This window comes from Alteromonas ulvae (assembly GCF_048987005.1).
In the GTDB taxonomy this organism is placed as follows: domain Bacteria; phylum Pseudomonadota; class Gammaproteobacteria; order Enterobacterales; family Alteromonadaceae; genus Alteromonas.
In genome coordinates, this window is record NZ_CP185261.1 from 1,864,838 (window position 1) to 1,889,933 (window position 25,096).

Genomic DNA, 25,096 nt, shown 5'->3' on the forward strand with positions numbered 1-25,096 from the left:
GCTCTTGAGCATGAAGTCAGCAGACTCTAATTTAGTAAACAGCGCATCGATACGCTCGATTGAGTAGATATCCACATCTGAGTCTACCACTTAGGTCCATGTACCGCCTTACGGCAGAAAAGTACGTAAACCGGACCTTGGTGCTATGCACTTTACAACCTATTGACCAGTAGATTTACATGAAATTCATTGACACCCTGTGATGCCAATTCATGGCAAAGACGCCACGGTTAGCAACTCACTCTCATACCTATAAACATCATCGTCCCGAGCAGACATTACTGTATCAACTCGTTGATGCGACAGTACCCTAAATTTAAAGAAATGCAGTCACATCAAGGTAAATCATTGCCATATCATGTTGAAAAGGAATTTGATGAATTTCTTAAATGTGGTCGATTAGAGCACGGGTTTTTGCGCGTAGTATGCGATGACTGCAAGCATGAGAAGCTGGTCGCTTTTAGTTGCAAAAAACGTGGCTTTTGCCCAAGTTGCGGTGCAAGACGTATGGCTGAGAGCGCAAAATTGTTGGTAGATGACGTTTTAAGTGGCTATCCTGTTAGACAGTGGGTGTTGAGTTTACCCATCCCACTGCGTTTATTACTCGCTCGGTATCCAAAAGAGCTCAGCAAAGTCATGCAAATCATTCATCGCGCTATTGCGACAGATGTTATTCAACGAGCAGGCTATCTAAAAAAGCAAGCTAACACAGGTGCCGTGACTTACATTCAGCGATTTGGAAGTGCACTCAATCTCAATATTCATTTTCATATGCTCTTTTTAGAAGGCGTTATCACCCAAGAAGATGCGAAAGTAAAGTTCAGTCGGGTTAAAGCGCCTAGTCATGCTGACATGGAGCATCTTGTTCATGTCATCAGTCATAGGATAGCCGCATACTTGGAAAGAGCAGGTTTAATTGAGCGAGATGCAAACAGTGCTTTTTTGGATTTACCTCTAGAAGACGAAGATGGAATGTTGCACTTGCAAGCAGCCTCAGTGAACTATCGTATTGCTGTTGGGAAAGATATTGGCAAGAAAGTATTTACACTGCAAACTTTGCCTGCACAAGATGAAGATACCTATGGCCAATTGGCACAAATAGACGGGGTTAGTTTACATGCTGGAGTGTTCGCCGATACGCATCAAGCACAAAAACTAGAGCGCCTTTGCAGATATATCGCAAGGCCAGCAGTCAGCGAAAAACGATTAAGCTTAACCGCCACAGGCAATATCAGATACGAACTCAAGACGCCTTACAAAGACGGCACTACACATGTTTTCTTTTCACCATTTGACTTCATAAGTAAGCTCGCTGCACTGGTTCCACCGCCTAGACTCAACCTTACTCGTTTTTATGGCGTGTTTGCTCCTAACAGTAATGTAAGAGCGCGAGTCACCGCTTCCCAACGTGGAAAGAAAAGTCCTCGCTTAGCCGAGCAACTAAAAGACCCTGAGCAACCATACCATGCCCGTAGCATGCCGTGGGCGCAGAGGTTGAAGCGAGTGTTCAATATCGATATTACTGTATGCGAAGCGTGCAAAAAGACGAATGTTAAAATAATCGCATGCATTACAGAGGCTGCAATTATCCAAAAGATATTGACGCATTTGGATAAACAAGACTCACCGATTACCGCCAACTCATGCAGAGCGCCACCACTAAATGAGTCTATGCAACTAACGCGGCTTGATGATTTCGTCATTCAGCGTGATTTTGACTTTGGCGCTTAACAGCCTCACCACCAATATAGCTTGAACACTCATGTGTTGAGGCATCATGTTGCACATATCGAGACAATTTTTCAGTCCCAATGATCAGCCTATTTTCTTATCTTGACTACACTTAATTCGTAATTGCTTCCTGCTTTTGAACCTAAATCGCATGAAACAAGCCTTAAAGCCAGCTGTCACAGAGGATAGCAAATAGCGTTAATTCGTCTTATACTTTGACCCTCACCGCTGTAGATACCGTACGACGATAATATATGGCTGAGCTTTTCGTTATCGATGGGCTTTCTGATGAAATCTAATGCACCAAGCGCCAGCATTTTTTCTCGCGCTTGTGCCTGCACATCACCCGACACAACGATTACCAAACACGGTAAGTCGAATCTTCGGATGGCTTCCATCGTTTGATATCCATCCATAACCGGCATATTGAGATCTAAAAAAACTATATCTCCTTTACCTTGACGAATAAGCGTAAGCGCCTGTTCGCCATTTTCAGCAAAAGAAACATCTACATCCCAATTGTCAGGCAAACTACGTGCCATTTGATGCCTTGCGAAACCCGAGTCGTCGCAGACCAATATTGGAGTACTCATGGTAACGCCTTACACTGCGACGGGGGCTTTAATATGTGGATGTGACTGGTAGTTTTTAAGCGTGAAGTCGTCAAAAGAAAACCCAAAGATGTCTTTTATTTCTGGGTTTATTTCCATTGTAGGGCGCGCAAACGGCTCGCGACTGAGCTGCAGCTCTACCTGTTCAAGATGATTTGAGTACAAGTGCGCATCACCCAGCGTATGTATGAAATCACCCGGCTCTAGATCGCAAACTTGGGCGATCATCATAGTGAGTAGTGCGTAGCTTGCAATATTAAAAGGTTTTGTTAGATCGGGGGCTATTTTCATATCACTACGCACAAACATTTCTTCATGGTCGCTCTTTCAAATCAAGAAGCATTGAGTTTTACTATTTCAAGTTTCGTCGCCTTTAACACGTAAACCCACTAAATAGAATACCATAACGTAACTCTGTAAACCTCAACCTCGCATAAAATCACGCCATTTCAATTTATATTGGCCTTTTTTAAATTGTAACTCATACAACCTTCACACTAACATTCGACTTCATGCTAGGTATTCCAAAAAAAAGCCGAGCATTATATGTCTCGGCTCTCATCCTAGTACAAGGTTCAGATTAATTTAATCTAACGGTGGTCGAACAGGCGTAATGTAGTATCTATCGTCTATCGGTTTGACCCCTACAATATCCTCACCAAGCTCTTGTGGGTCTGATATCACCGCAATTATGCCGTCTAGTTGAGCATTCAGTTTAGCAAGACCCAAATGCTCTTCCATGGGCTTTAAGCTTCTACCAATTAGCACTTGATTTTCACTTTTACTCTCTAGCTCCCGAGAAAAATCGCCAATCAGTTCAAAATGACCAAACTCATCCACAAAACTACCAATATCACTGTCCAGTGAATTCAAAGCGGTACTCGTGTTACTGGATGGAGGCATAATACCAAATACTTGGAATATCTGACTGGCTGTAAACTGACCACCTGTATCAAATTCAAATCGTTCAACCGTGTTAGCTTGAGTGAAGAACTTAGTAATCTTAACTTCGTCATTGCTATTGGCGATCCTCAAGATTAAATCGTCACCCGATTTCAAAAGACCTGACGCAACTTCAGAAAACGTAATACCTTCAACAAACCTAACAACATTTTGGCCAACGTTCTCTATGATGGTGTCTTTTCCGCTATTCCTCCCAATCAAGTAGGTATCATTGCCAGTTTCACCAAATAAGTAATCGTCTCCTTCATTTCCTGAAATAGTATCAGCACCAATATCACCTAGAATAATATCGGATGAAGCAGTACCCGCGAGGTTATTATCGTTACTGTCTCCTACTAAAATATCCTGTGCCGTCCCATTTTCACTTGGCGGTGATATTCCAAATGCACCGTATAATTGAGATGCGGTAATCTGACTACCATTCTCAAATTCTAGCCTCTCAATGGTATTTGCTAATGAGAAGAAGTTATTGATTTTCACTTCATCCAGGCCACCACTTATCCTCAAAATTAAATCATTGCCGGACCTGACCAATCCAGAAGCGACATCGTTAAAACCAATACCGTCCACAAAACGGATAACATTTTGACCTTCAACGTCTATTATGGAGTCCTTTCCAGAGCTAGTACCAATAATATACGTATCATTGCCCGCCCCACCAAAGAGGTAATCATCACCTTGTAATCCTGTTAAATGATCATCGCCATCACCTGATACCAGTACATCACCCCAATCCGTTCCAACCATATCATCATTGCCCGATAAGTCATTGGGGTTGGTACCTCCACCATTTGAACCATCGCCTGAGCCACCGTCACTACCACCAGAATCATCAGGCGACTGCACTAATAGCTGAAAACTTGAACTTGCCTGCTCTCCAAATGGGTCTGTCGCGGTAATCATAATATCAATTGCACCACTAACATCATCAGGTGGTGTACCAACTAAGTGGCCTGTATCACTATCAAAAACCATCCAAGCAGGTAAGGCTGAGCCATCAGAAAGTGTTGCGTTCAAACTCAACACATCACCATCTATATCGTTAAACGTATCTGTTGGTAAAAACCAGTCAATTGCTTCATTTTCAGCAACGGTTATGTCTTCAATTTGAACAGATACAACCGGCGCATCATTCACGTTTGAAATCTCAAGTGACATGGATGTAGATGTTTGAGCGCCATAATTATCCGTCGCAGTAATAACGAGGGTATAACTACCTACAGCAGAGTTATCACCCGTTCCGCGAAGACCATTTTCATCAAATGTGAGCCAGTCGGGTAATTCGGAACCATCTTCAAGCAACGCAGAAAAGCTTAACGTACTTCGATAATCCGAATCAGAGAAGATGCTAGATAATGGCAGGTCGATATCAAAAAACTGATCTTCATCATGCACTTGATCGTCAATGGATTGGTTTACTATTGGTGCGTTATTCGCTTCTGCAATAGCATTCACCAAACCCTCTTTATCTAAAGTAGTACCATCCGAAAACTCAAACGTGGATATGGTACTTGCCTCTAAAACAATACTCTGATCTTCGCCTAAGAAAATTTCCCAATATGACTGACCAACACCATCAATATACAAATCTGCGGGGCTTATGTCGTCAGAAAAGACAACGGTATTAATGTCATTATCGTCATAAATAATGTCTCTACCAGATTCACGGCCAATAACATAGCGGTCTTCTCCATCACCGCCATATAGCTTGTCATCGCCAGCACCACCAACGAGGACATCATCACCTTCGAACCCTCTTAACTCATCGTCCAACGCTTTCCCAACTAACACATCAGATTTGTCTGTCCCCCCGAGGTAATAACCTCTTTCTTCTCGCGTTACGCTATTGATAAAAATAGCTGCATTGCCCGTTTCATTGTTGCGGCCTTCGTTAGGGGAAGGCATAAAATTAATGCCAGCCCTATCCGCCTCTAGAAATACGCCAGCAGTGTTGATGGCTTCTAACATCGTCCCATCAGTGAATGTGATCTTATCGATGGGTCTGGATGCAATGAAATAATTATCTATTCGCAGTACATCTTCGTAATTTCCGTTGATATAAATGACTAAATCTTCGTTATATCTATGGAAGCTGATGTCTGAAGCAGTCAGGTCTCCAACCATTTCTATAATTGCACCCTCTTCTAGGCTACTCTCTTCGAAAATCCTGTCCTTACCATATCCAACGCCAAAACGATAAATATCCGCTCCATCGCCACCACTCAAGAAATCGTCTCCTTCTCCTCCATCTAGAATATCGTTTCCCGTCCCCCCATTAAGATTATCGTTACCTAATTCACCCAATAATGTGTCATTACCAGCTTGACCAATGATAGTGTCTCTTCCTTGACCACCCACTAACGTTTCATCAGTGGCATAACCGTAAATCCTGTCATCCCCATCAGTTGGCACTTGCACGAATGCTTTTACTTGTTCGAGGCCCCATGTGGTTCCATCGGTGAACGTGATTAAATCCAGACCGTATCCATTCCCACCATCATCAACGAAGAAGCTATCTACTGTCAGCGTTTCGCCGTTGTTAAAGTGAATGAGTAAATTATCTGACTCTCGAATAAGCGATACTTCATTGGGTAGTATTTGTGCGCCAAATTGGAGTGTGTCTATGCTTGACGCGTCTTCGTCCTTATTTGAAATTCTATCATTTCCATCCCCAAGGTTGTACACGTAGATATCTTGCCCATTACCCCCGATGAGTACATCGTCACCCTCACCACCTACAAGCGTATCATTCCCGCCATCGCCGCGAAGTTCATCAGAGCCAACCCCTCCGCTTATCCAATCGTCTCCGTCAGCGCCCTCAATTGTATCGTTGCCGTCTTCACCAGAGAGAGTATCGTCAATTGCATAGCCATATATGTGGTCGGCTTCATTTGTTGGCTGTTGAACCATCTCCTTAATTTGCTCAAGAGTCCATTCTGAGCCATTTGCAAATGATATAGCATCTAATCCGTAACCGTTTGCAGCATCATCAACAAAAAAGCTCTCAACTGTGATTGCGTCTCCGTTAACCAATCTAATTAACAGTGCATCATCTTGACGAGAAAGTGTTACATCTTCTGGCGCAATAGAATTGTCGAAATTCAACCGGTCGAAGCTATTTACATCTTCATCCTTGTTACGGATTCGATCATTACCATCCCCCAGTTTATACTCGTAAACATCTCTGCCTTCACCACCAATCAGAACGTCGTTCCCAGCTCCTCCAACAATAATATCGTCGCCGTCGCCACCAGAAAGTCGTTCATTTCCGTCACTACCTGTGATCGTATCACCATCTCTCAGAAGTTCTAACGCCGTATCTCTTACTAACCTGCTCGATGCAATAGCCCCTTGTTCAAATGATTCAATGAATGTTTGATACACATTTTTTTCGCCATATGGGCTCATACCTACAGCAAAGCCTTCAAACTCACGCCATAAATCAAGACTTGAAGCATCTTCTATAGCAAACAAATCGAAGAAATACTGATTTACCTGAGAAAAATCTGCTGTTTCAACGTTGCTAGCATCATCAAACACAACCAATTCAAACAGGTCAATGAAGTGGCTTTGTGCCATGAGTTGTGTGTACAAAGAGTCTTCCAGTCCTTGGTAAACTGTTTCTAATAATGCAGCGTATTCCCCCTGAGGCTGTTCAACCAACGCAGAATCACCCCAAAAGGCTTCGACAACACCGAGTTTTTGACCATCAATGCCATTTCCTCGGCTTAATGGGTCAGTATCAGTCTGACCAGACCAAGTAAGTATGATTTGAGTAAGTAAACTTTTTCTTTGAGCGGAGTCTGACTCAGTGACGAACTCACCAACCAAGCGTTGTAGCTCACCCGATTGGTCTAGTGACATCGCATGACGAAGCGAATAGACATTGCCAAATCCATAAGCATCGGGCAAAGCTGCAATATCTTCAGAGTATGAGATACCTTCACCATTGTGCACTTCAACAGGGATAGTGTCGCGAGAATCGAATTCAAACCACAAAGTGTTTGTTATTGCAGTTGTACCATCAGCATAAGTGAACGTGCTGTGCTCTCGATGTTGCACGTTATTAGCATCAGTAAATACATTTTCCGCGTAATTAACGCTGATTTCAGTAATGTTCAAATCGGACAAGCTCAATAATTCATTTGCTTCTGAAATACCGTTACTGTTTAAGTCACGCCACACAAGTAAATCTGAATAGATGCTATCTGCACTGCTAATTTTGCCATCTTCATTGTCATCAAGTTCGATAAGTGCCTCATAACCATTAGACGCATATTCACCATTTTCAAGCAGTGTTTCAGTACCGAATAGCTCATTACCCTCGGTAATAAGGCCATTTCCATCTTTGTCGAGTACAAGAAATCCATCATCAGAGGCTAACCATGCTGTTTTTTCTGAAAAGCCATTGTTGTTCAAATCGAAATTAACACCGTCTGCTAGCGATAAGGTGTCAATAACACCATCACCGTTTAAATCTAGTGTCAGCGGGTCACTGGGTGGAACGGGAGGTTTAGGTGGTGGAGGTGGTGGAGGTGGCGGTGGCGTTTTTTTAGGTGCACTCAGGGTAATACCCAGCATTCCATTAACAAAATTCTTGATTTCAGGTCCACCAACAACAAATAAGCTGCCGCTAACATCATCGTAAACATATTCCTGCCCATCATCACCTATATATCGACGAGTAATGGAGTTGCGAACGCGTTTACCACCTGTGAGTATATTCCCATTAAGTTCGACCCTGCCAATGCCATCACTATCTTGAATGATGTCTTCTGCATCAGTTATGTAGGTATCGTAGCCTTCGCCACCGTATAACTCATCTGCGCCCTGACCACCAATAAGAGTGTCACTATTGCCTCCACCGTAAATAGTGTCGTTTTCGCTTCCTCCATCGATAATATCAATTCCCTCACCGCCATAGATGGTGTCTGCTCCACCTTCGCCATTGATAGCAGCACCGACAGTAGCGGCATGAATGGTATTGTCGAGATTGTTACCTGAAAAATTATTAACAGCAGGGTCATCTAATAGAAAAATATTTTCGACATGAACATCATCGGCTAAATCATAGTTTGCTAGCACAAATAGGTTATCGTTGTCACCTTCATTACTTTTTTCAACAATAATGTCTCCTTGGTTGTCTACATAGTAGGAATCGTTACCTCCTTTTCCTTCCAGCCTGTCTGCTCCAGTGCCGCCATCAAGAAGATCATTTCCATTATCGCCATATAATTCGTCGTTACATTCTCCTCCATAGAGTTCATCCCTGTCTGTTGAAGAGAAATCGGATTCAGTTTGGGCATACAGTTTGTCATTGCCTTCTCCTCCATAAAGAATATCTTCACCGGACCAACCTGTAAGAATGTCGTTTCCACCTTCACCTATTAAGACATCATCGCCTTCCAATCCTCGCAAAGTGTCTATTTTCGCATTACCAATTAGTACATCATCGCCAAGGCCGCCCCCTATCTCACTATCAGCGTCATCAATATTAATCAAGAGGTCGTCTGTATCTGCAACTCTATGATTAAAAGCTGCAATTCTATTTGGCCTATCTTTATCTAAACCAATTAGGCCAAGGACGACTGCGTCGAAATTTCTAGATGATATAGAAGCTGCTACATTCGTGTCTGACACATAGCGCTCGATAATGACATCAGATATGGGCTTTAAATAATCAGTTGCTGTATAGTGAAGGGGCGGGGCAAATGAATTGACAATGCCTTGAAATTCTGAGTTTTGAGCAATCTCGTTTTTTGCTGCTGTAAAGTTTGCTGCCTCGTATATTCTGATATCTGCAATTTTACTTAAATAGAAATCAAGTGTGGCGTTGGCTTCAGTTGGACTTGGATTGTCCGAACTGAATAGCCCAAACATAGCCCCTTCTAAATAGCGCCTATTTGCAAAATTCCCCCCTTGACCATTCGAGTTATAAACAATCTCGAACCAAGCGGCAGCTCTGTCATTTGCAGCTAGCGCATTTTGCAATTTTGTCCCTAATAGTGGGCTAGGTGAACTATCATCTTGATTATACGCAAGCGACAGAAGTGCGAGACGTTCCCGTGATTCTCCCATAGGAGAGGGTAAAAAATTATCGAGTTTTGTCTCAAATACTGGCGTGAGAGCATCAAAAACATCTCTTGCCGCTGTCATCGAAGGAATTTGAAACGTTGCGCCAGCTACACCAGTATAGGCTTCGTAAAGACTATTTAGTTGCAACCTGACGTCAGTTTCAGATAATGAATTGTTCCTTGTAATCGTTAATACTGAATCTCTAAATGCTTCATCGCGAGCGAGAGATAGGTTCATACCAAACCCTTGCTCTAAAACCACATCTAAGATTCCCAGCTCTTCAATATTGAAGCCATAGCCAATGGTGACAATATTGGCCGAATCAATATACGGTTCTGGATCATAGTCTTCGAACGAAGTAATCAATGAAAACCGGAGAGTTTCATATTCTGCTGTTGTAAGTGACCTAAGATTTATCATAACTTTCCTCTATTGTGTTGGTCGATATGAACAAAGTCTAAGCCCGATTGAGACACCTGAAGTTTGCTTGTATGGAATGCTTGGTTTATGTACGTCTGCATAGATATCCGTTACCTTGACCACATAAAACGTTTTGTCAATAAAGAAAGGCATACCTGAAACATTGCCTTTAAACTGAATATTTAACGTATTGTCTTCTTTAAGCACATGGTACATATATGAAACTGTGTCAATGGATGTGTAAAATGTATTTTCGACACGCACCAAAACGCGCTCTGGTTTCGAGTCGTTATTTATATCCAAGTCAGCCGTATACAAGCGCGCTTCGTTTGCAAAAAACTGCTCTACATGTTCTTGCTCAGATTTAGGCTCATTCGGAAAAGGCTTTCTCCCAAATTCTTTTAAAGAAACTAACCACTTTTGGTGCAGTGCTACAGGGATATGTATAAAGTCTTCTTTTTTCACAGGGGTTAATACTGGAAGTGAAAAACCTGCGAATTCGGGGTCTGGTTGCAACCCAGTGGCATAGTAGAACACTGGTTTTCTATTTAGATAGTCGAGAAACCCCTCACACACCTCTGGTTCATTGTTTATTTCCATACTCCAATTTGGTTTTTGTTCTTTGCTATTTTTATGGTCTGACGCATAAAGCGAGGAAATAGGCATTGTCAAAAACGCAAATATGCAAAGCGTCGTAATTACAATATGTTGAAAACATAGCCTTACTGGAAATTTTAGCTCAATCATATTTGCTTACCTCTCTCTCATACTTTCGGCTTTATTTCTCAACAACGGCGACATAAAGAACTCAATCAGCCGGCGTTTCCCCGTCTTTATTTCAGCCGTCACCGACATACCCGGTTGTAGATTGACTCTTTTCTGGTTAACCATGATGTGCTGGCGAGAGAGTTTGACTCGTGCTGGAAATACCAAGCCTTTGTTTTCAATTTCTATCGCATCGTCTGAAATATGCTTAAGCTCGCCTTCAATCACGCCATACTTCGTAAAATTAAAGGTATTCACTTTTACTTCCACACTTTGGCCTTCATGCACAAAGCCGATATCTTTGTTTTCGATAAAGGCCTCTACTTCCATTTCATCCCCGGTAGGTACAATAGTCATGAGTTCATCTGCGGCGGTAACTACGGCGCCAATCGTGGTAATTGCCAAGTTTTTTACCACACCATTAACAGGGGAGCGAAGGGTTTGCTTGTCTAGCAAGTCTCTTGATTGGGTGAGCTGCTGGCTTAGCGAGGATTGTGTTGCCAATAAGTCCAATTTTTGTTGGCTTATATCGGTGAGCGTTTTCGACTTTAATGAAGCCAATTGCACTTTTATGGTGGAAAGTTCTGACTTTAATGCTGCGAGCGATTTTTGCTCGGTTTGCAAGTCTTGCTCTGCGGCAATGCGCTCTTGTTCAACCGCTAAAAAATCTAGCCGTGCCGCGACTTGTTTATCGCTCAGACTCTTAAGTGCTTGGGCCCTCTCAGTCATAATAGGGAGAAGCTGAGACAGCTTATTATTCGACGCTTCGGAGGCTGCAATTTTGTGTTGCTGCGTTGCAATTTGCTGTTCAAGGAGCTGCATTTGGTTGGTGTAATCGGCCCATTTGTTTACTACCCAGTAGTGATGTGCTGTTGCAATAGAAGACGTATCGAGCGCGGTTTGTGTCTTCAATTGAGAAACATGATTGGTCAACAAGTCGAAGCCATGTAGTCTTGCTTCTATATCAGCCAGTTGCTCCTCTAAACTAATTAGCTCTGCTTGTGCTTGTGTTGTTTCAAGTTCAATAAGCACTTCACCTGCTATTACGTGTTGACCTTCAACAACGTGCAACTTGTGAACACTGCCCAGCACCATGGGTTGGATAACTTTTAGCCTTGATTTAGGAATAAGCTGTCCTTCTGAGGTGGCAACAATATCTACCTCTCCAATGCAGGCCCAGATTACGCCAAAGCTAAATAAGGCCATTAACATACGCGCAATCAGTTTACTTTTGGGGTGAGGCGGCTTTTGTTGTATTTCTAGCGCAGCGGGCAAGAAGTAAAGCCTTAAGTCCGAAAAATGTTCATCACCCGTTTTTCCTCGTTCCTTCCAGCGCTTACTCAATCCCTTGATAAAATTCATACTTAGCTCACTTTACTGTTTGAGGTTTGTCGAACGATGGTGATTTTTTTCTGTTTTGGCGTCGGGGCTTGTTGTGCATTGAGCTTGGCATAGTAGCCGTTTAGTGCGATTAGAGAATCGTGTGTGCCTTGCTCCACTATGCGTCCTTTATCAACCACAATTATCCGATCGCATTGACGCACGGTAGAAAGTCGATGAGCAATAATAAACGTTGTTCGCCCTTGTTTAATTTGCGCCATGTTTTGCTGAATAATATGCTCTGATTCATAGTCCAGCGCACTGGTTGCTTCATCAAAAATCAAGATATTAGGATTAGTCAGCAATGCACGGGCAATGGCGATGCGTTGTCGTTGACCACCCGACAAATTACTCCCTTGCTCTCCTACTTGATTGTCATAGCCTTCTGATAATTCAACAATAAAGTCATGCGCACCTGCCATTTTGCTTACATTAACGATGTCATCGATACTGGCAGCAGGGTTAGCTAGCGCTATGTTTTCGCGAATTGTGCCAGTAAAAAGCATATTGTTTTGCAGGACGACACCAATATGTCTGCGCAACCAGCCAGTATCAACCATAGAAAGATCTATACCGTCAATTTTCACTTGTCCTTGAGTAGGCACATAGAGTCGTTGTATTAGTTTTGACAGTGTGCTTTTTCCTGAGCCAGAGCGTCCAACAATACCCACAGACTCACCCGCTGAAACGTTTAGATTGACCCCAGAAAGAATGTCTTGACCATTGGGACTATAACGAAAAGAGATATTGTCAAATTCAACCTTGCCTGCAATTGAAGGCAAGGTGGTGCGATTAGGGTCGTACCCCGGCTCGGTAGGCGTATTCAAAATATCACCGAGCCGTTTTACGGAAATAGCGGCTTGCTGAAAGTCTTGCCATAGTTGCACAATTTTAAGAATTGGGGCACTGACCCTTCCCGCAATCATGTTAAACGCAATTAATTGACCAACGGTCATCGCACCAGCAATAACTAAATGCGCCCCGACCCAAATAATCAGTAGCGTGACCACTTTGCTAATAAAACCTGCGCCTTGATTGGCTATGTTGGATAGGTGCCCTGAGCGAAATGATGCGGTAACGAAGTTAGAGAGTTGGTTTTCCCACTTGCGCTGCATTTGAGGCTCAACGGCCATGGATTTAACCGTTTCAATACCATTAATGGATTCCGTTAAAAACGCTTGATTTTCTGCGCCATATGCAAACTTTTGATTTAATCGATTTCTGAGTATGGGCGTAATGTAAAGCGATAAAAGAATGTAAAAGGGCAAAGAGCCAGCAACTATCGCAGTAAGAAGTGGGCTGTAGTAATACAGAACAATGAAGAAGACGATGGTAAACGCAACATCTATCAACAGCGTGAGTGCGGACCCAGTAATAAATTCTCTTATACTGTCTAACTCTCGCACCCGAGCAACCGTTTGACCCACTTGCCTGTTAGCAAAGAAATTCATAGGCAGTCCAACAAGATGTCGGTACAACTTAGCGCCCAGCTCAACATCTACTCGATTGGTAGTATGCATCAATAGATACTGGCGAATTCCGCCCAAAATCACATCAAAAATTGCTACAGCGAGAAACCCGATTGCGAGCACATCAAGGGTAGTAAAGCCTCTATGAACCAACACCTTATCCATCACAACTTGAAAGAAGAAAGGCGTTATCAACGCAAACAATTGAAGAAAAAATGAGGCGAGCAGTACTTCATAGAATAGTTTTTTGTATTTTTTTAAAGCAGGTATGAACCAACGAATATCAAACTTTTCTCTTAGTTTTTCTTTAACACCTTGTTGAAGAAATAAGCATTTCGTTGGGTTTAATGCTAGCAATTGTGTTTTGGTCAGCTGATTAGGCGATTGTTGGTCAGAGAATACAACGACAAACTGTTCACTCTCTTCAATCACTACAGCCTTTACAATCACGCAGCTTGTATTGTTCTCAAATGTGATAACAGCTGGACAGGGCATATCTAGACGCAATATACCCGACGAGAAATTTACTAGTCGCTGTTTGATGCCAAGTGAATTTGAAGCACGCTGCAATTCCTGAATGGAACAACTAACGCCATCTAAAGAAAACTGACGAATTAGGTCGTCCGGAGATACCGGAATTTTAAGAATTCGACACGCCAAAATAAATGATTGAAATACAGTATCCATCTGCCTGAGCTAAACCAGCTAAATTATCATCCATAAACATATGGTAAATGTTAGACAATTGTGCCAACAGGACAAGAAAAAACGAGCAAGAATAGGTATACCAAAAAATAAATAGTGTTGATTTTTATACCATGTTGTCTTCATTTCACTTAACAGAAATTTCGTCGAAAGCGAAACGAAGAAAAAACACGATGATCTTTGCAGTTCGAGTATATTAGTGAATATCAACCGCCTAAACCGCAGCAGGCGCTGAAATTGGAGGATGAGGACGTAGTCAAATAAAGAGGCTGGTTTGTGTTGAATATTTAAGGCAGGAAAAGCTTTAGGCTTTTTTCTTCGGTGCCACCGACTAAGCTGTCGTGCTGATGAATAAGGCGCATGGCAACGCGGATGTCGTCTCGACTTCCGCTTTCGTAATGGCGTGTGGAATTGGGGTAAGCTTCGCCCGCTAGCTCATTGATGAATTGTTGAGCCTGTTGGCGCTGTTCGCGTCTGTTCGACATAGCATTTTGGCCTTTTACGTTTAGGTTTAAAAATGCTTGTCAGGAGTGAAGGAGAATACAATGTGTGAGGTTAAAGGTTTTAACCCCGGCTTTACTCGAAAGTAATAAAAAATTGCGTGATGAGAGTTATCGTTGTTTTAGCCTAGATGTTTGCGCCCTTGTTTGCGCTCACTTTCTACACTTAATCTATCCTAACCTTCACATCGCTTGCTTTATTACCTATTCGAGCCACAGTGTTGCGCTTATTGTAAGCACTGTGTGCATTGTATTTTCTTGTTCCCTTCGCAGGTATTAGCCTGATCAGGTTCTACGGATCCCACTTTCGCGGTCTCAGCTTACTGGGTTACCAGTGAAGCACTCCGACAAGTAATTAATTTTTATTCGCGCTTTTAACAAGGTTTGGCCACTAAAAATAAGCGTTTCCAAGCGCAAATTAAGGGCACGAATTTATTGTTCCTTTTTACTATATCTTCAATTTTACGGTTAATACAAGTATTACCAGCTAGGTTAAATGAAATGGCTATTCATTCTAAGGATGGAAATTAGCCTTTCTGCCAAGGCAATGAAAAGGCTTAGTTGGTTGGAAGCTTAAGTATGAGGGGCGGCATTGTACGCAGACCGTGTGAAAACTCATATTTATGGTTGCTGTTTTTAAATTGAATAATACAGTAATTCTAAGTCCACTATAATTTTTGAAGGAGTGTTTCCACAACTCGCATGTCTTCATTGCAGATATGAGGCCGCTAACGCCCATGATATTCATCATTCTTTTGAAGTTGTATGCCAAGACCTGCAAACTTACCTCTGTTTTTACATGTTTTAATGTTCTTGTCAGTAGTTGTTGCGTTCCTGCCCATTGCTTTATTGTGCCAAAGGGATGCTCGACGGTTTGATGCCTCAATGTCATTGCGTTTGGCATGTTTTTATAAGCTTGTGCCACGCGTTCAACATGCTCCTCATCATCGAGTCTTCGGATCCGTCTTCCTGCTGGTGATGTTGTGCACCGCGATTTCATAGTACAACCTTTGCAGGTCATGACCGACATGTAAGCGCGTAGCGGTTTTCCTTTGTCAGTTGAAACAAAGCTAAACGGGATATCTTTGCCAGCAGGACATTCATAAACGTCTTTTTCTTTGTTATAGACCAAGTCTTCTTTGGTAAACAGTCCTTTTTTTCGATTAGCCGAAGTACGGATCTTCGGAACAATTGCAGTAACGCCTGCTTCATGAACAGTCTTAAAGCTCGTGCTATCGTCATAACCTCTATCAGCAAGAATGGTAATGTCTTGTTTACCTAACGCTTGTTGCACATGCTGGCTCATCGGGACAAGCTGATGTCTGTCACTTGGGTTATTCGTCACGTAATGGGCAAGTATCAAGTGATGTTTGGTGTCGACAGCCGCTTGAATATTATAGCCAACTAATACGCCTTTATGCTTTAGTGCCATTCGCCTGCTGTCGGGGTCGGTATAGGAGATTTGTTTGTCGGGTAAGGTTTCCAATTCTTGCTGTATTGTTTTCTCGCTTACCAGACGCGCTTGCAGTTTAGCGAGCTTGCCTTTCACTTTTTCAGCGTCTTCAGTGCGGGACTGGCGGTCTGCTCTATCGAGCTCCATAAGATAATTGGCAATATCTTTTTCGGTTGTTTCGATACACGTCTTTATCAAACCACGTGAGTAGTTCTTAGCGATATTGTTAACCGCTTTGAACTTAGTGCCGTCAATAGCCACGATGGCATCCGTAAACATATTGAGTTCACGGCATATCAACACAAAGCGCTTACAGACTTGTTGTATCGCGTTGCCGTTGTCACGTCTGCTTGATTGAATGCGATTAAGATAACCATAAAGGTAAATCTTGAGCATGGTTGCCGGAGAATAGCTTGGCCTACCTGTTTTGGCTGGTTGGCAACGTGCAAAACCCAAGTCAGATAAATCTAATGAATTGATAAACATATCGACTGCACGAATCGGATTATTTTCATGGATGTAGTCATCTAAAACTTCGGGGAACAGCGTGCTTTGTGTTCGGCTTTGGCCTTCGATAAATCTCGACATGTGATTGAAACCTATCAATTTTTTTGATATTTGTATTGTACCAATTCAGATATCAATTGAGGACCGATACTTAAGACCGATTGATCATATAAAAAGTCTGCTTAGACCAAAAGGTGATCAATAGTTTTCACACAGCCTGTACGTAAAGCGGAAGTTGAAACACTGAACACTGCGCGACGCAATGAGCGTCACTGAATTACATCTATTTATACTTCTGATATCTGCAATTACCCATCCAAACATTTTTTTATGGTATGGTCGAACACCGCTGAATTTTAACGTTTATCTCTACCTAATTATTACAAAGGATGTTGTAAATGAAGTTAGTTAATAGCTTAATTGTTTTTGGCTTTGCTACATTGTTGGTAGCCTGTTCTGATAGCCCTCAACAATCTGACCCTGACTTCAGACCTAAACATAGAGTTGCACACTTTTCCTCTGAGAATAGTCCACTTGTATTAATAGACGAAGCACATAATAACTTTTTGACGTTGAACGACAGATATAAGCCATTTGGTGAAGTTCTTGAAAGTGACGGATTCAGGGTCGGTTCGAATGATAAAGCAATTACAGAAAATCAGCTAAGGCAAGTGGATATTTTAGTAATTGCAAACGCGCTTGATAGAAAGCGACAGGACTGGCTTCCACCTTATGGAGAAGCGTTTGATGACAATGAAGTTGAAGTGCTCAAGAGTTGGATATTGAACGGTGGCTCACTTTTTTTTGTTGCTGACCATACACCGTTTCCCAAAGCTGTAGATAAGCTAGCACTTGCACTTGGTTTTCAGTTCATCAATGGACATGTTGGAAACGCAACCTTTAGCAAAGTAAACCATTCGCTTGCTGAACACGCGACAACTTACAATAAAGAGACTTCACAAAATATAGATGAAAAATCACAACCTCTTTTTCTGCAAAGTATTAACAATGTACCACCAGATATTTTACAGGTGAGATCGTTTGGTGGCTCAGCATTTAAGGCTCCCGAAAAAGCAATATCTCTATTGAATTTAGGGAACGGTATCACTGCTACAGAACCCAAAATACCGTTTCAAGTTAACGCGGATACACCAAAGGTTTCAATGTCAGGATGGAGTCAAGGTGCTGTTTTAGAGCTAGGTAAAGGACGTGTTGCAGTTTTTTCTGAAGGCATGATGTTCTCTTCGCAATTAGTAAAAAGTACAGGCAAAACGATGGGGTTACGCTCTGTTGGTGCGGAACAAAATGAAGAGTTTTTACTGAACATAATGCGCTGGCTAGCTGACTCGTAAGACTATTAATAGACTAGCTGTCTAAAGGTTTAAGTGATTTCTCGGCAGCCTATTACTTTGGGAAACGATTTTGCGTAAATAAATTCCGATTCTGGCTCATGCCAGAAAACTCAGAGCCACAAACCAAACAGTCTGCTCTTTGTCTTTTGTTGCCTGAAGAGGCAATTTAGCTTGGTATGTGTGCATATGATGCCAATAGTCTTGGCTTAATATGTTTCTCCTAAAATCAGGTGTATACTATCGATCTAGTTGTGAGAGGTATTTATGAATACAAAAATTGAAGTTTACGGTGTTAAAGCTGTTCAACGCCCCAAAATTCCAGCAAGAAAGAAACTTGACCTCTCTGGTGAGTTTGGGCAACAGATCGTGAAATCCGAAACTAAGCTAGTGCTAAGAACACACAAGCGTACGTTCGAAAAACTCGCTTACATGTAATGGAGCTTATTTTTTTCCCCTTCGAGCGCGTTATAGAGATTAACGCCTATATTCTCGAAAACGAGCCTGGTATGAAGGGGACCGCTGATATCAATAAGCTTCAGGGGGCGCTAGGCAGGATTGATAATGCTATTGTTTATTTAGGCTTGAATGATGTTTTCGAAATAGCAGCAAAGTATGCTGCCTCTATTGCACTTTCTCATTCGCTTCCTGATGCAAATAAACGGACTGGTCTCGCTGTAGCTTTGTAATATTTATCTTTCAATGATTAAGAATTAATTGCTGATAACGAATTATTCGCAGATGCCATCAGAGATTTGGTTGTAGGCAAAATTGGCGAAGCGGATTTTGCTGACCTTCTTTATGCTCAGTATATTTCTGAACAAAATCAAAATAGTTAAAACTTCATGCAGTTTACTTTGGCCATACCTGCGCGATTAGGGTAAAGAAAGTCCAATATATAAGAAATCATATTGCTTCTCGGTCTGATGGTTGAGCAATGCTGAATTCCCGGTAAAAAAATCTGTCAGTACGATTATTCAAACCATAAACTTTGGCCGGACTGCCATAATTATGTTTCCTTTTAAACAGGAGACAAATTATGGCAATTCAAATCCATACACCTTGGAAAAAAAATCGTATTATCGGTCAGAAAAAGCCTCTTCAGATATTACATATATGGGGTATCCGGATTCGCTTATAGCTTGAAGGACGGACGCGTGATCTCGCATTGTTCAATCTTGGTCTTGATAGCAAACTACGAGGTTGTGACCTTGTTAAACTCAAGGTCTCAGATGTCGTTTGCGGACGATCAGCTCTTAGGCGCACGCATGTCGTTCAGCAAAAAACAGGTAGTCCTGTCCAATTTGAGATAACACCAAACACGGGAGAATCGATATTGGCTTGGGTAAAGAAAGCTGGATTAAAACCCTCTGATTATCTTTTTAAGTCCCGTATACATAGCGCTGAGCACATATCAACTAGACAATATAATCGCATTTTTCACGGATGGATTGAAAAACTTGGTCTAGATACATCTCTCTACAGCACCCATTCAATGCGCAGAACCAAGCCTTATCTGATTTACAAGAAGACTAAAAATCTCCGGGTAGTTCAACTCTTGCTGGGCCATAAAAAGTTAGAGAGCACTGTTCGCTACTTAGGCATTGAGGTGGACGACGCTTTGGAAATATCGGAATCTATAGAAGTTTAGGCTGTAAGGGGCTGCCTGTGCAGCCCTTGTGTACGTGAAGCGGAAGTTGGCGCATTAGTTACTTGAAGGCTTCAGCCAATGGTATAGATAATATTTATAAAGACTAAAATGGTAACTTCATAATAGAGGAAAGTAAGTTTGTTTCTGGCAGGGGCAATGCAGGGCTTTCTGGCCTGAGTTCCACAGCCGATGGTAGGCAGCTTACAGATAGCTACCTTTTTGGGATAGATAGAAAAAGTGGCGCATTGTCTCGAACCTCAGGCCTCAGCGCACTTCAAAAGCAAGAGATTAGGAATGCATATAACAGTGGAAAGATTAAAACCCGTTACACTGTTGTGAAAGACAGGCATGCTGGCGCAGGTGTTACACAGGGGCTCACAAAAAAACCTGAACTGGGTGTTGGCGGGTCATCGCAAATTAATGAAATCGTAATTATTGAATTGCCACTTAAAATAGGGCGTTAAGTAATTGGGGCCTTCTTGCGAGGACCCTTTAAGGAAAAGAATGAAACAACTTCCAGACGACACTAAACAAGAGCTTTCAATTCAGTTGAAAGATACACTTCAGACCATCGAATGTTATAATCCAGCCACTGCGGCCAACAAGGTGACGAGTTACTATGGTACAGCTGGCACAAGCTTTGTAGGGGGATTTAAAGCGAACCTACTCGGTGATGAAAATTTATCAGAAAAGTTGTTTGCCGACGTTATTCCAAATTCCAGGATGGCCGTAGCAGAGAATAAAGTATCTCATGATAACAGCTATCAATACGCCCTATTTAGTTACGCACTATTGCTCGGTTATGAAGAACAGGTTGAGGAGTCGGCAGCTGTACTTTTAGCACTGGACATTCCCAACGATATAAGATTTAGAGCGCCGCCAGAATTCTACCTTATGCTGGCCCATCTATGGCGCGGTGAAACCGATGCCGCCATGCAAATGCTTGGTGGTATAGAAAAGCTGGAAAGCAAAAAAAGTGAATTCTATATTCAACCCGGGGTTAGCAAGCTTGTAAGAGGCGTTGTAAACAATGAGCCCAGTTTAATGAAAGAAGGTGCGCACCTTTTGTTTGACAAGCACTTACACACAACCAAGTACTTCAGAACGGCACTTGAAAATAATCATTACTTTTGTGAGCCCGTTACGTTATTGACCATAGTAGGTCGTAAACTGGGTGTTGATGTGAAAGCCAACATTGGCGATACAACCGCCGTGTTGAAAACGAAAACATTTAGCCCAATTGATAGGCCCGAAATACCCGCCAACAAGAAGTTCGAAGTGCCCGTAGACCTAGTGCCCTCTTGCTTCCTGAAAACACGAGGATAATTCTATTACCTTTTGATTTGTGCATTAGCCTTAACAATTAATTCTTGGTATAACGCTCCAAACTGTTACTGCACGCTTTGGTAGATGCTCTTTATGATTGTTCTGTTTGTAGGGTATTTCGACAATGTCATAAAACGATGCATTACAGCGTTCAGATCGCTGAATGTCTCTTGTTTGTCTTTTTGAGCCAGCGATTTTGTGGGGCAGCTCCGTACGTATAACGGACATTAGCTCCATGAAAAAATGGCGGCAGTAATGAGTAATTCGCTAACGGTCAATAGCTTTTAATGAGTGATGTTGAATGAATTACAGGCTTTAATTCGGAGATTAAATAGCCCAAGAGAATCTCTTGGGCTATTGTAAGAACCTATTTGGCCCTTATTGCATCAAGTAAAGCGATGTCAAACGCATCCACATATTCAACCTCAATGTCAGGAGTTATACCGACCTTTTCCCAGTTCTCGTTAGAGTTTGGTAGTAAAGGTTTAGCCAACGAAATTCGAAAAGTAAGCTCTTCGGTTATTCTTCTTACGCCGACGTAGTACCCGGCACCAGCGGTCACACTTCCAACTACTTTTGCTTTTCCATAGTCTTGTAAAACTCCTGCGAACAATTCTGATGCGCTAGCCGTTGAATTGCTAGTTAGTAGCCAAACTGGATAATCGTTTAGGAAACGCTTGTGGACAGGTGAAGTATCAACCTTAATGACGTCTTTGTGACTTTGGTCATTTGTCTCTACTGACCAAAGCACTTTGCCACCTTCAATAAAATAGCTCAGCATATGCTGAACAAGATAAGGTGAGCCTCCAACAGTGTCCCGCATATCTATAATTAAGCCGTCACTACTGCGCAGAAATGCGAAGGCAGTATCGGCTGTTTTAAGCGCTTCATCCGAAGGGTGGAACTTATTAAATTTCAGATATCCGATATTGTCGTGAACGTACTTCACTTCTTCAAAAGCATGGTTATATGAAAGTCGCCCGCCTTTTTGAGGAAGGATATGGGTTAGCGGCTCGTTAGGATTTTGCAACATAAGGCTCAAGTGAACATCACCAGAAATGTTGCGTATGTCACGTCCAATTACTTCTGCAAAATCCTTCAGTGTGGAGACTTCTTTATATGCTCCCTGCTTTAGCCGTTCGTTAATTACTGAAACTACGTAAGGGGTAGCGGCAACATCAATATAGCTTTCTGAAAATACGGCTAACGTTTTATTTATTAATACCGTTACATCTTTCTCGGATAGCTTGTTAGCGCTAAGGGTGAAGGAATTAAATAAAAGAAAGCAAAAGCTGACGGCCATCAGAGACCATCGAAAACAAACATTATTCATAATATTTCTCTTGTAGTAAAAATCTAGATTTGGATTTAAAGCGATTTTTAAAAGAGAAACTAATCCGCTATAGCAAGTTGGCGATACTGACTGTTGCTTTCCTTCCATTGGCTTACTCTGTAACTTGAGAAAGTTAACAATTCAAACCAATGATATTTAATAGGCTCAGAATAAAAATTTACGTCGGCTGTGCGTGAGGCAAGGAATTCGTCGATTATAAGAAAGCTAATCCACAGGGGCTGTTGAAGCAGATGACGGAAAAGATTGGCCTGAGAAACTTGTATTATAATCCCTCCGACCTCTACTTGGACTTCCTCAAGCTGATATATAGACTGCTGAGTGCTCGATTCAGTCCTATCCACGAGGGTCAAGCTGGAAAAAAGTACTATTGAAGTGAAAAAAACAACTGTTAAAAACTGCACGAACTCCTTTAGCATCAAACCTGTCTTCCATCACATTTCTTCAACGTTAGGCCTCATAATCTCACAGTTTTTCTCACTATAGAAGCTCGATGCAGGAATGTTTTCTCGCAATGGTACTTAAGTTGATTTACTTCGATTAACATAAATTACAACTCAAGTTACAGCAGAAAGTCTTATCTTGGAACGTCAGCTATTTGTCTGAAGCTGCCTGTCAGATGGAATCTAAACCAGCAAATAAAGGTGTCAGATCAGAAATGAGCCACCACTTCAAATTACACTACAAATTAAAAGCGCTTTAATTCCATTTAACTGGGTTGGTGTGAAATTCTATTGTATAGAAATCCTTTTAAGAGTACTTGAAGTATCCCTCATTGGCCGCTTTAAAAGCGTCCACCTCCTCTGCAAAAATAGTGTATGCCGATAAATAGTGTTTGGCTTGTTGTGTGCGCCTTACTACTCGCTCCCACATGCAGGGAGCGTTTGTAGAAGCCTTTTTACAATTTGATATTCTGCAGCTGACTTATCCATTAAGCTTTCGGCTTTTTCTAAACTATAAAACAAATCTTTGCCCCACCGATCGTCTATACAATGGTCAGCACCATTTTTAATCATGAGATCGACAAACGTAAAATTTCTCAGTGCGGAAGCAACCATCGCCGGAGTTTCTCCAAATTTGTTTTGAAAGTTTACATCGGCATCATTTTTTATCAAGATTAAGGTATTGTTAAGACTTTTCGCACCAAGCGCTCGAAAAAGAGGAGTGTCCATTTCTGCGGTACTAATACCGTTAACGTCTGCACCATACTCCAAAGCAAGCGATAGATAACGGCTGTCATCGCTATCTGCAGCTAAATACGTGACCGACTTTCCTGTTTCTGTGAGAGCATCTGGATCCGCGCCAAGCTGCAACAACTTTTCAAAACTTTTGGGTTCGCTTGACCGCAATGCCCAAAACAAAAGATTATATCCGTGCAGGCCAGTGGCATTTACATCTAAACCTTGCTCGACAAGTTCATCCAAGCTTTACTAAGTTTAGTAACCAAATCAATTGCCTGATTATACTGTTTGATATCCATACCGAGTGCCTGCGCCATGGCTCGCTATCTATTTTTTTCTTCTATCCACTGCGACATATATTTTGTCGCATTTAAACTCTGATGCCACAGTAAGCTTTGTAAAAAGAGTGATTTTCGATGGGGTTTTAGCTCATTGAACAGCAACTGCAATTGTTCAGGTAGCGTCATGTCAGGCTCTTGTGCTCTGTAAGCCTTAAGTACCTCTGCGCTTTGTTGGCTCGCTTTCTTCCACTTAGCTTCGTCTTGATAAAGTGATACTGCATGCTCAACAAAATTATCGATAGCATTTTTGTCCATAACTGAAGAGCAAATAGCGCCCGGCCACTGGGTCGATATTGACTTTACTTCTTTTTCGTTATTAGTGCTTAGATTAAGCAAATCGCCTTCCGCGCTTATATCTTCAACGATGCTCTCTGAGCTTATACCTTTCAAGCTTATACCCTCAGCGCCTAGCCAAGTGGTGACGCTTGGGGTGTATGTGCGCATGGCATCAAGTAATTTTCCTTTTACCCCTGCGCCAAATCGAATCGGCGCGATGAGGACGCGAGCACGTGAAATAACTTCTTCTGCATTTTCAGCCCATCCTTTTACCACAAACCCTTGTGCAGTGTTGTGTAGTTGGGAGGCTTTCTTAGGTAAATAAGCGCCGTAAATGTGTAATTGGGCATCAGGAATTTGCCTTCGAATGGCGGGCCAAATGTGCTGTTTAAGCTGTAATACGGCGTCCCAATTTGGGGCATGACGAAAGTTACCGATGTGCACAAAGTGTTGACGCTGTGAGAAGTCTAAATGACGTAAGGGAGCTTCCTTAACAAAAAGAGGGTGCAAGCGAATCTGAGCACTTGGCACGGTATAGTGATTCTCGAGTAACTGTTTTTCATAGTGTGATATGACCAACGTGAGGTCGCTGCGCAAAATTGACGCAATTTCTCGTTGCGCCAATTCGCTATTGAGCTCAGCATTAGATGCATCGCCGGAGTTTTTTACCGCATTATGCCTAGCCTGTCGCAGGCTGTGCAGGTCCTCTGTGTTGAGTACTCTAACCGCATTTGGACATACTTCTCTTACCCGCCACGAGAATTGTTCCTCTGTCATGTAGCGATCAAAAATAACAACGTCTGGGTTTATTTCACTGATACGTTCATTGAAACTACTGCAGTTAAGGGCAATCGCCTCGCTGCCAACATTCAACTTAGTTAGGTCAGCCTTGTGTATACTGTCGGTAGCAGCGGTAAGGAAGGTGACTTTATGGCCAGCGTCGGAATTTTGTTTTATCAACGACAGCATGTTTTGTCCCGCAGCAGATGAATTAGGCTCAGGCCATACGTAACCGATCACCACGATGTTAAGCATATTACGA

Annotated in this window: 13 protein-coding genes, 5 pseudogenes and 1 riboswitch; of the genes and pseudogenes, 7 read left to right on the forward strand and 11 right to left on the reverse strand. The window is 42.2% G+C overall.

The window, feature by feature from the left end; genetic code table 11:
* The first annotated feature begins 212 nt into the window (after nt 1-212).
* Nucleotides 213-1,731 (forward strand): annotated as a pseudogene (locus ACOJR9_RS08155) (transposase).
* A 212-nt stretch (nt 1,732-1,943) separates the two neighbouring features.
* Here the strand turns inward: ACOJR9_RS08155 and ACOJR9_RS08160 are convergent.
* The 8 genes and pseudogenes from ACOJR9_RS08160 to ACOJR9_RS08195 form a co-directional block, all read right to left on the reverse strand.
* Nucleotides 1,944-2,324 (reverse strand): annotated as a pseudogene (locus ACOJR9_RS08160) (response regulator); the annotation flags it as partial.
* Between the two features lie 9 nt (nt 2,325-2,333).
* Nucleotides 2,334-2,606 (reverse strand): annotated as a pseudogene (gene thyA / locus ACOJR9_RS08165) (thymidylate synthase); the annotation flags it as partial.
* Between the two features lie 321 nt (nt 2,607-2,927).
* Entirely contained in the window at nt 2,928-9,800 is a 6,873-nt protein-coding gene (locus ACOJR9_RS08170; RefSeq protein ID WP_420935791.1) for a calcium-binding protein, read from the reverse strand.
* A gap of 9 nt (nt 9,801-9,809) precedes the next feature.
* Nucleotides 9,810-10,547, reverse strand: coding sequence for a hypothetical protein (locus tag ACOJR9_RS08175; RefSeq protein WP_216025514.1), 738 nt, complete (start codon nt 10,545-10,547; stop codon nt 9,810-9,812).
* A gap of 6 nt (nt 10,548-10,553) precedes the next feature.
* The gene (locus ACOJR9_RS08180; protein ID WP_216025513.1) at nt 10,554-11,927 is read right to left on the reverse strand and encodes an HlyD family type I secretion periplasmic adaptor subunit; all 1,374 of its coding nucleotides are present in this window, start codon (nt 11,925-11,927) and stop codon (nt 10,554-10,556) included.
* 2 nt (nt 11,928-11,929) lie between these two features.
* Entirely contained in the window at nt 11,930-14,101 is a 2,172-nt protein-coding gene (locus ACOJR9_RS08185) for a type I secretion system permease/ATPase (RefSeq protein ID WP_420935792.1), read from the reverse strand.
* 305 nt (nt 14,102-14,406) lie between these two features.
* Nucleotides 14,407-14,604 (reverse strand): hypothetical protein, encoded by a 198-nt coding sequence (locus ACOJR9_RS08190; protein ID WP_252736072.1) that lies wholly within the window; start codon nt 14,602-14,604, stop codon nt 14,407-14,409.
* 260 nt (nt 14,605-14,864) lie between these two features.
* Nucleotides 14,865-14,976, reverse strand: a riboswitch (TPP riboswitch).
* 346 nt (nt 14,977-15,322) lie between these two features.
* Nucleotides 15,323-16,660, reverse strand: a pseudogene (locus ACOJR9_RS08195) (IS1182 family transposase); the annotation flags it as partial.
* A 317-nt stretch (nt 16,661-16,977) separates the two neighbouring features.
* Here ACOJR9_RS08195 and ACOJR9_RS08200 point away from each other — a divergent pair.
* The 6 genes and pseudogenes from ACOJR9_RS08200 (at nt 16,978) to ACOJR9_RS08225 (ending at nt 20,905) form a co-directional block, all read left to right on the forward strand.
* A complete protein-coding gene (locus ACOJR9_RS08200; protein WP_216025501.1) occupies nt 16,978-17,931 on the forward strand; it encodes a DUF4350 domain-containing protein in 954 nt (317 codons plus the stop codon).
* 264 nt (nt 17,932-18,195) lie between these two features.
* Nucleotides 18,196-18,366: an acetyltransferase gene (locus tag ACOJR9_RS08205; RefSeq protein WP_252736069.1), complete on the forward strand. Its 171-nt coding sequence runs from the start codon at nt 18,196-18,198 to the stop codon at nt 18,364-18,366.
* Nucleotides 18,367-18,437: 71 nt separating this feature from the next.
* The gene (locus tag ACOJR9_RS08210) at nt 18,438-18,617 is read left to right on the forward strand and encodes a Fic family protein (RefSeq protein ID WP_420935793.1); all 180 of its coding nucleotides are present in this window, start codon (nt 18,438-18,440) and stop codon (nt 18,615-18,617) included.
* Nucleotides 18,618-18,967: 350 nt separating this feature from the next.
* Nucleotides 18,968-19,579, forward strand: a pseudogene (locus tag ACOJR9_RS08215) (tyrosine-type recombinase/integrase).
* Between the two features lie 245 nt (nt 19,580-19,824).
* On the forward strand, nt 19,825-20,043 hold the full coding sequence (locus ACOJR9_RS08220) for a hypothetical protein (protein ID WP_420935794.1): 219 nt from the start codon (nt 19,825-19,827) through the stop codon (nt 20,041-20,043).
* A 40-nt stretch (nt 20,044-20,083) separates the two neighbouring features.
* A complete protein-coding gene (locus tag ACOJR9_RS08225; RefSeq protein ID WP_420935795.1) occupies nt 20,084-20,905 on the forward strand; it encodes a hypothetical protein in 822 nt (273 codons plus the stop codon).
* 367 nt (nt 20,906-21,272) lie between these two features.
* Here ACOJR9_RS08225 and ACOJR9_RS08230 read toward each other — a convergent pair whose 3' ends face one another.
* The 3 genes from ACOJR9_RS08230 to ACOJR9_RS08240 all read right to left on the reverse strand — a co-directional run bounded on the left by ACOJR9_RS08230 (nt 21,273) and on the right by ACOJR9_RS08240 (nt 25,089).
* On the reverse strand, nt 21,273-22,346 hold the full coding sequence (locus tag ACOJR9_RS08230; RefSeq protein WP_420935796.1) for a S41 family peptidase: 1,074 nt from the start codon (nt 22,344-22,346) through the stop codon (nt 21,273-21,275).
* 767 nt (nt 22,347-23,113) lie between these two features.
* The gene (locus tag ACOJR9_RS08235; protein WP_420935797.1) at nt 23,114-23,680 is read right to left on the reverse strand and encodes an ankyrin repeat domain-containing protein; all 567 of its coding nucleotides are present in this window, start codon (nt 23,678-23,680) and stop codon (nt 23,114-23,116) included.
* 80 nt (nt 23,681-23,760) lie between these two features.
* Nucleotides 23,761-25,089, reverse strand: coding sequence for a glycosyltransferase (locus ACOJR9_RS08240; protein ID WP_420935798.1), 1,329 nt, complete (start codon nt 25,087-25,089; stop codon nt 23,761-23,763).
* Between the last annotated feature and the right edge of the window lie 7 nt (nt 25,090-25,096).

Coding starts and splice junctions, on each gene's coding strand:
- ACOJR9_RS08170 (WP_420935791.1), bottom strand. CDS start 9,800: ATGATAAATCTTAGGTCACTTACAACAGCAGAATATGAAACTCTCCGG.
- ACOJR9_RS08175 (WP_216025514.1), bottom strand. CDS start 10,547: ATGATTGAGCTAAAATTTCCAGTAAGGCTATGTTTTCAACATATTGTA.
- ACOJR9_RS08180 (WP_216025513.1), bottom strand. CDS start 11,927: ATGAATTTTATCAAGGGATTGAGTAAGCGCTGGAAGGAACGAGGAAAA.
- ACOJR9_RS08185 (WP_420935792.1), bottom strand. CDS start 14,101: ATGGATACTGTATTTCAATCATTTATTTTGGCGTGTCGAATTCTTAAA.
- ACOJR9_RS08190 (WP_252736072.1), bottom strand. CDS start 14,604: ATGTCGAACAGACGCGAACAGCGCCAACAGGCTCAACAATTCATCAAT.
- ACOJR9_RS08200 (WP_216025501.1), top strand. CDS start 16,978: ATGAAGTTAGTTAATAGCTTAATTGTTTTTGGCTTTGCTACATTGTTG.
- ACOJR9_RS08205 (WP_252736069.1), top strand. CDS start 18,196: ATGAATACAAAAATTGAAGTTTACGGTGTTAAAGCTGTTCAACGCCCC.
- ACOJR9_RS08210 (WP_420935793.1), top strand. CDS start 18,438: ATGAAGGGGACCGCTGATATCAATAAGCTTCAGGGGGCGCTAGGCAGG.
- ACOJR9_RS08225 (WP_420935795.1), top strand. CDS start 20,084: ATGAAACAACTTCCAGACGACACTAAACAAGAGCTTTCAATTCAGTTG.
- ACOJR9_RS08230 (WP_420935796.1), bottom strand. CDS start 22,346: ATGGAAGGAAAGCAACAGTCAGTATCGCCAACTTGCTATAGCGGATTA.
- ACOJR9_RS08240 (WP_420935798.1), bottom strand. CDS start 25,089: ATGCTTAACATCGTGGTGATCGGTTACGTATGGCCTGAGCCTAATTCA.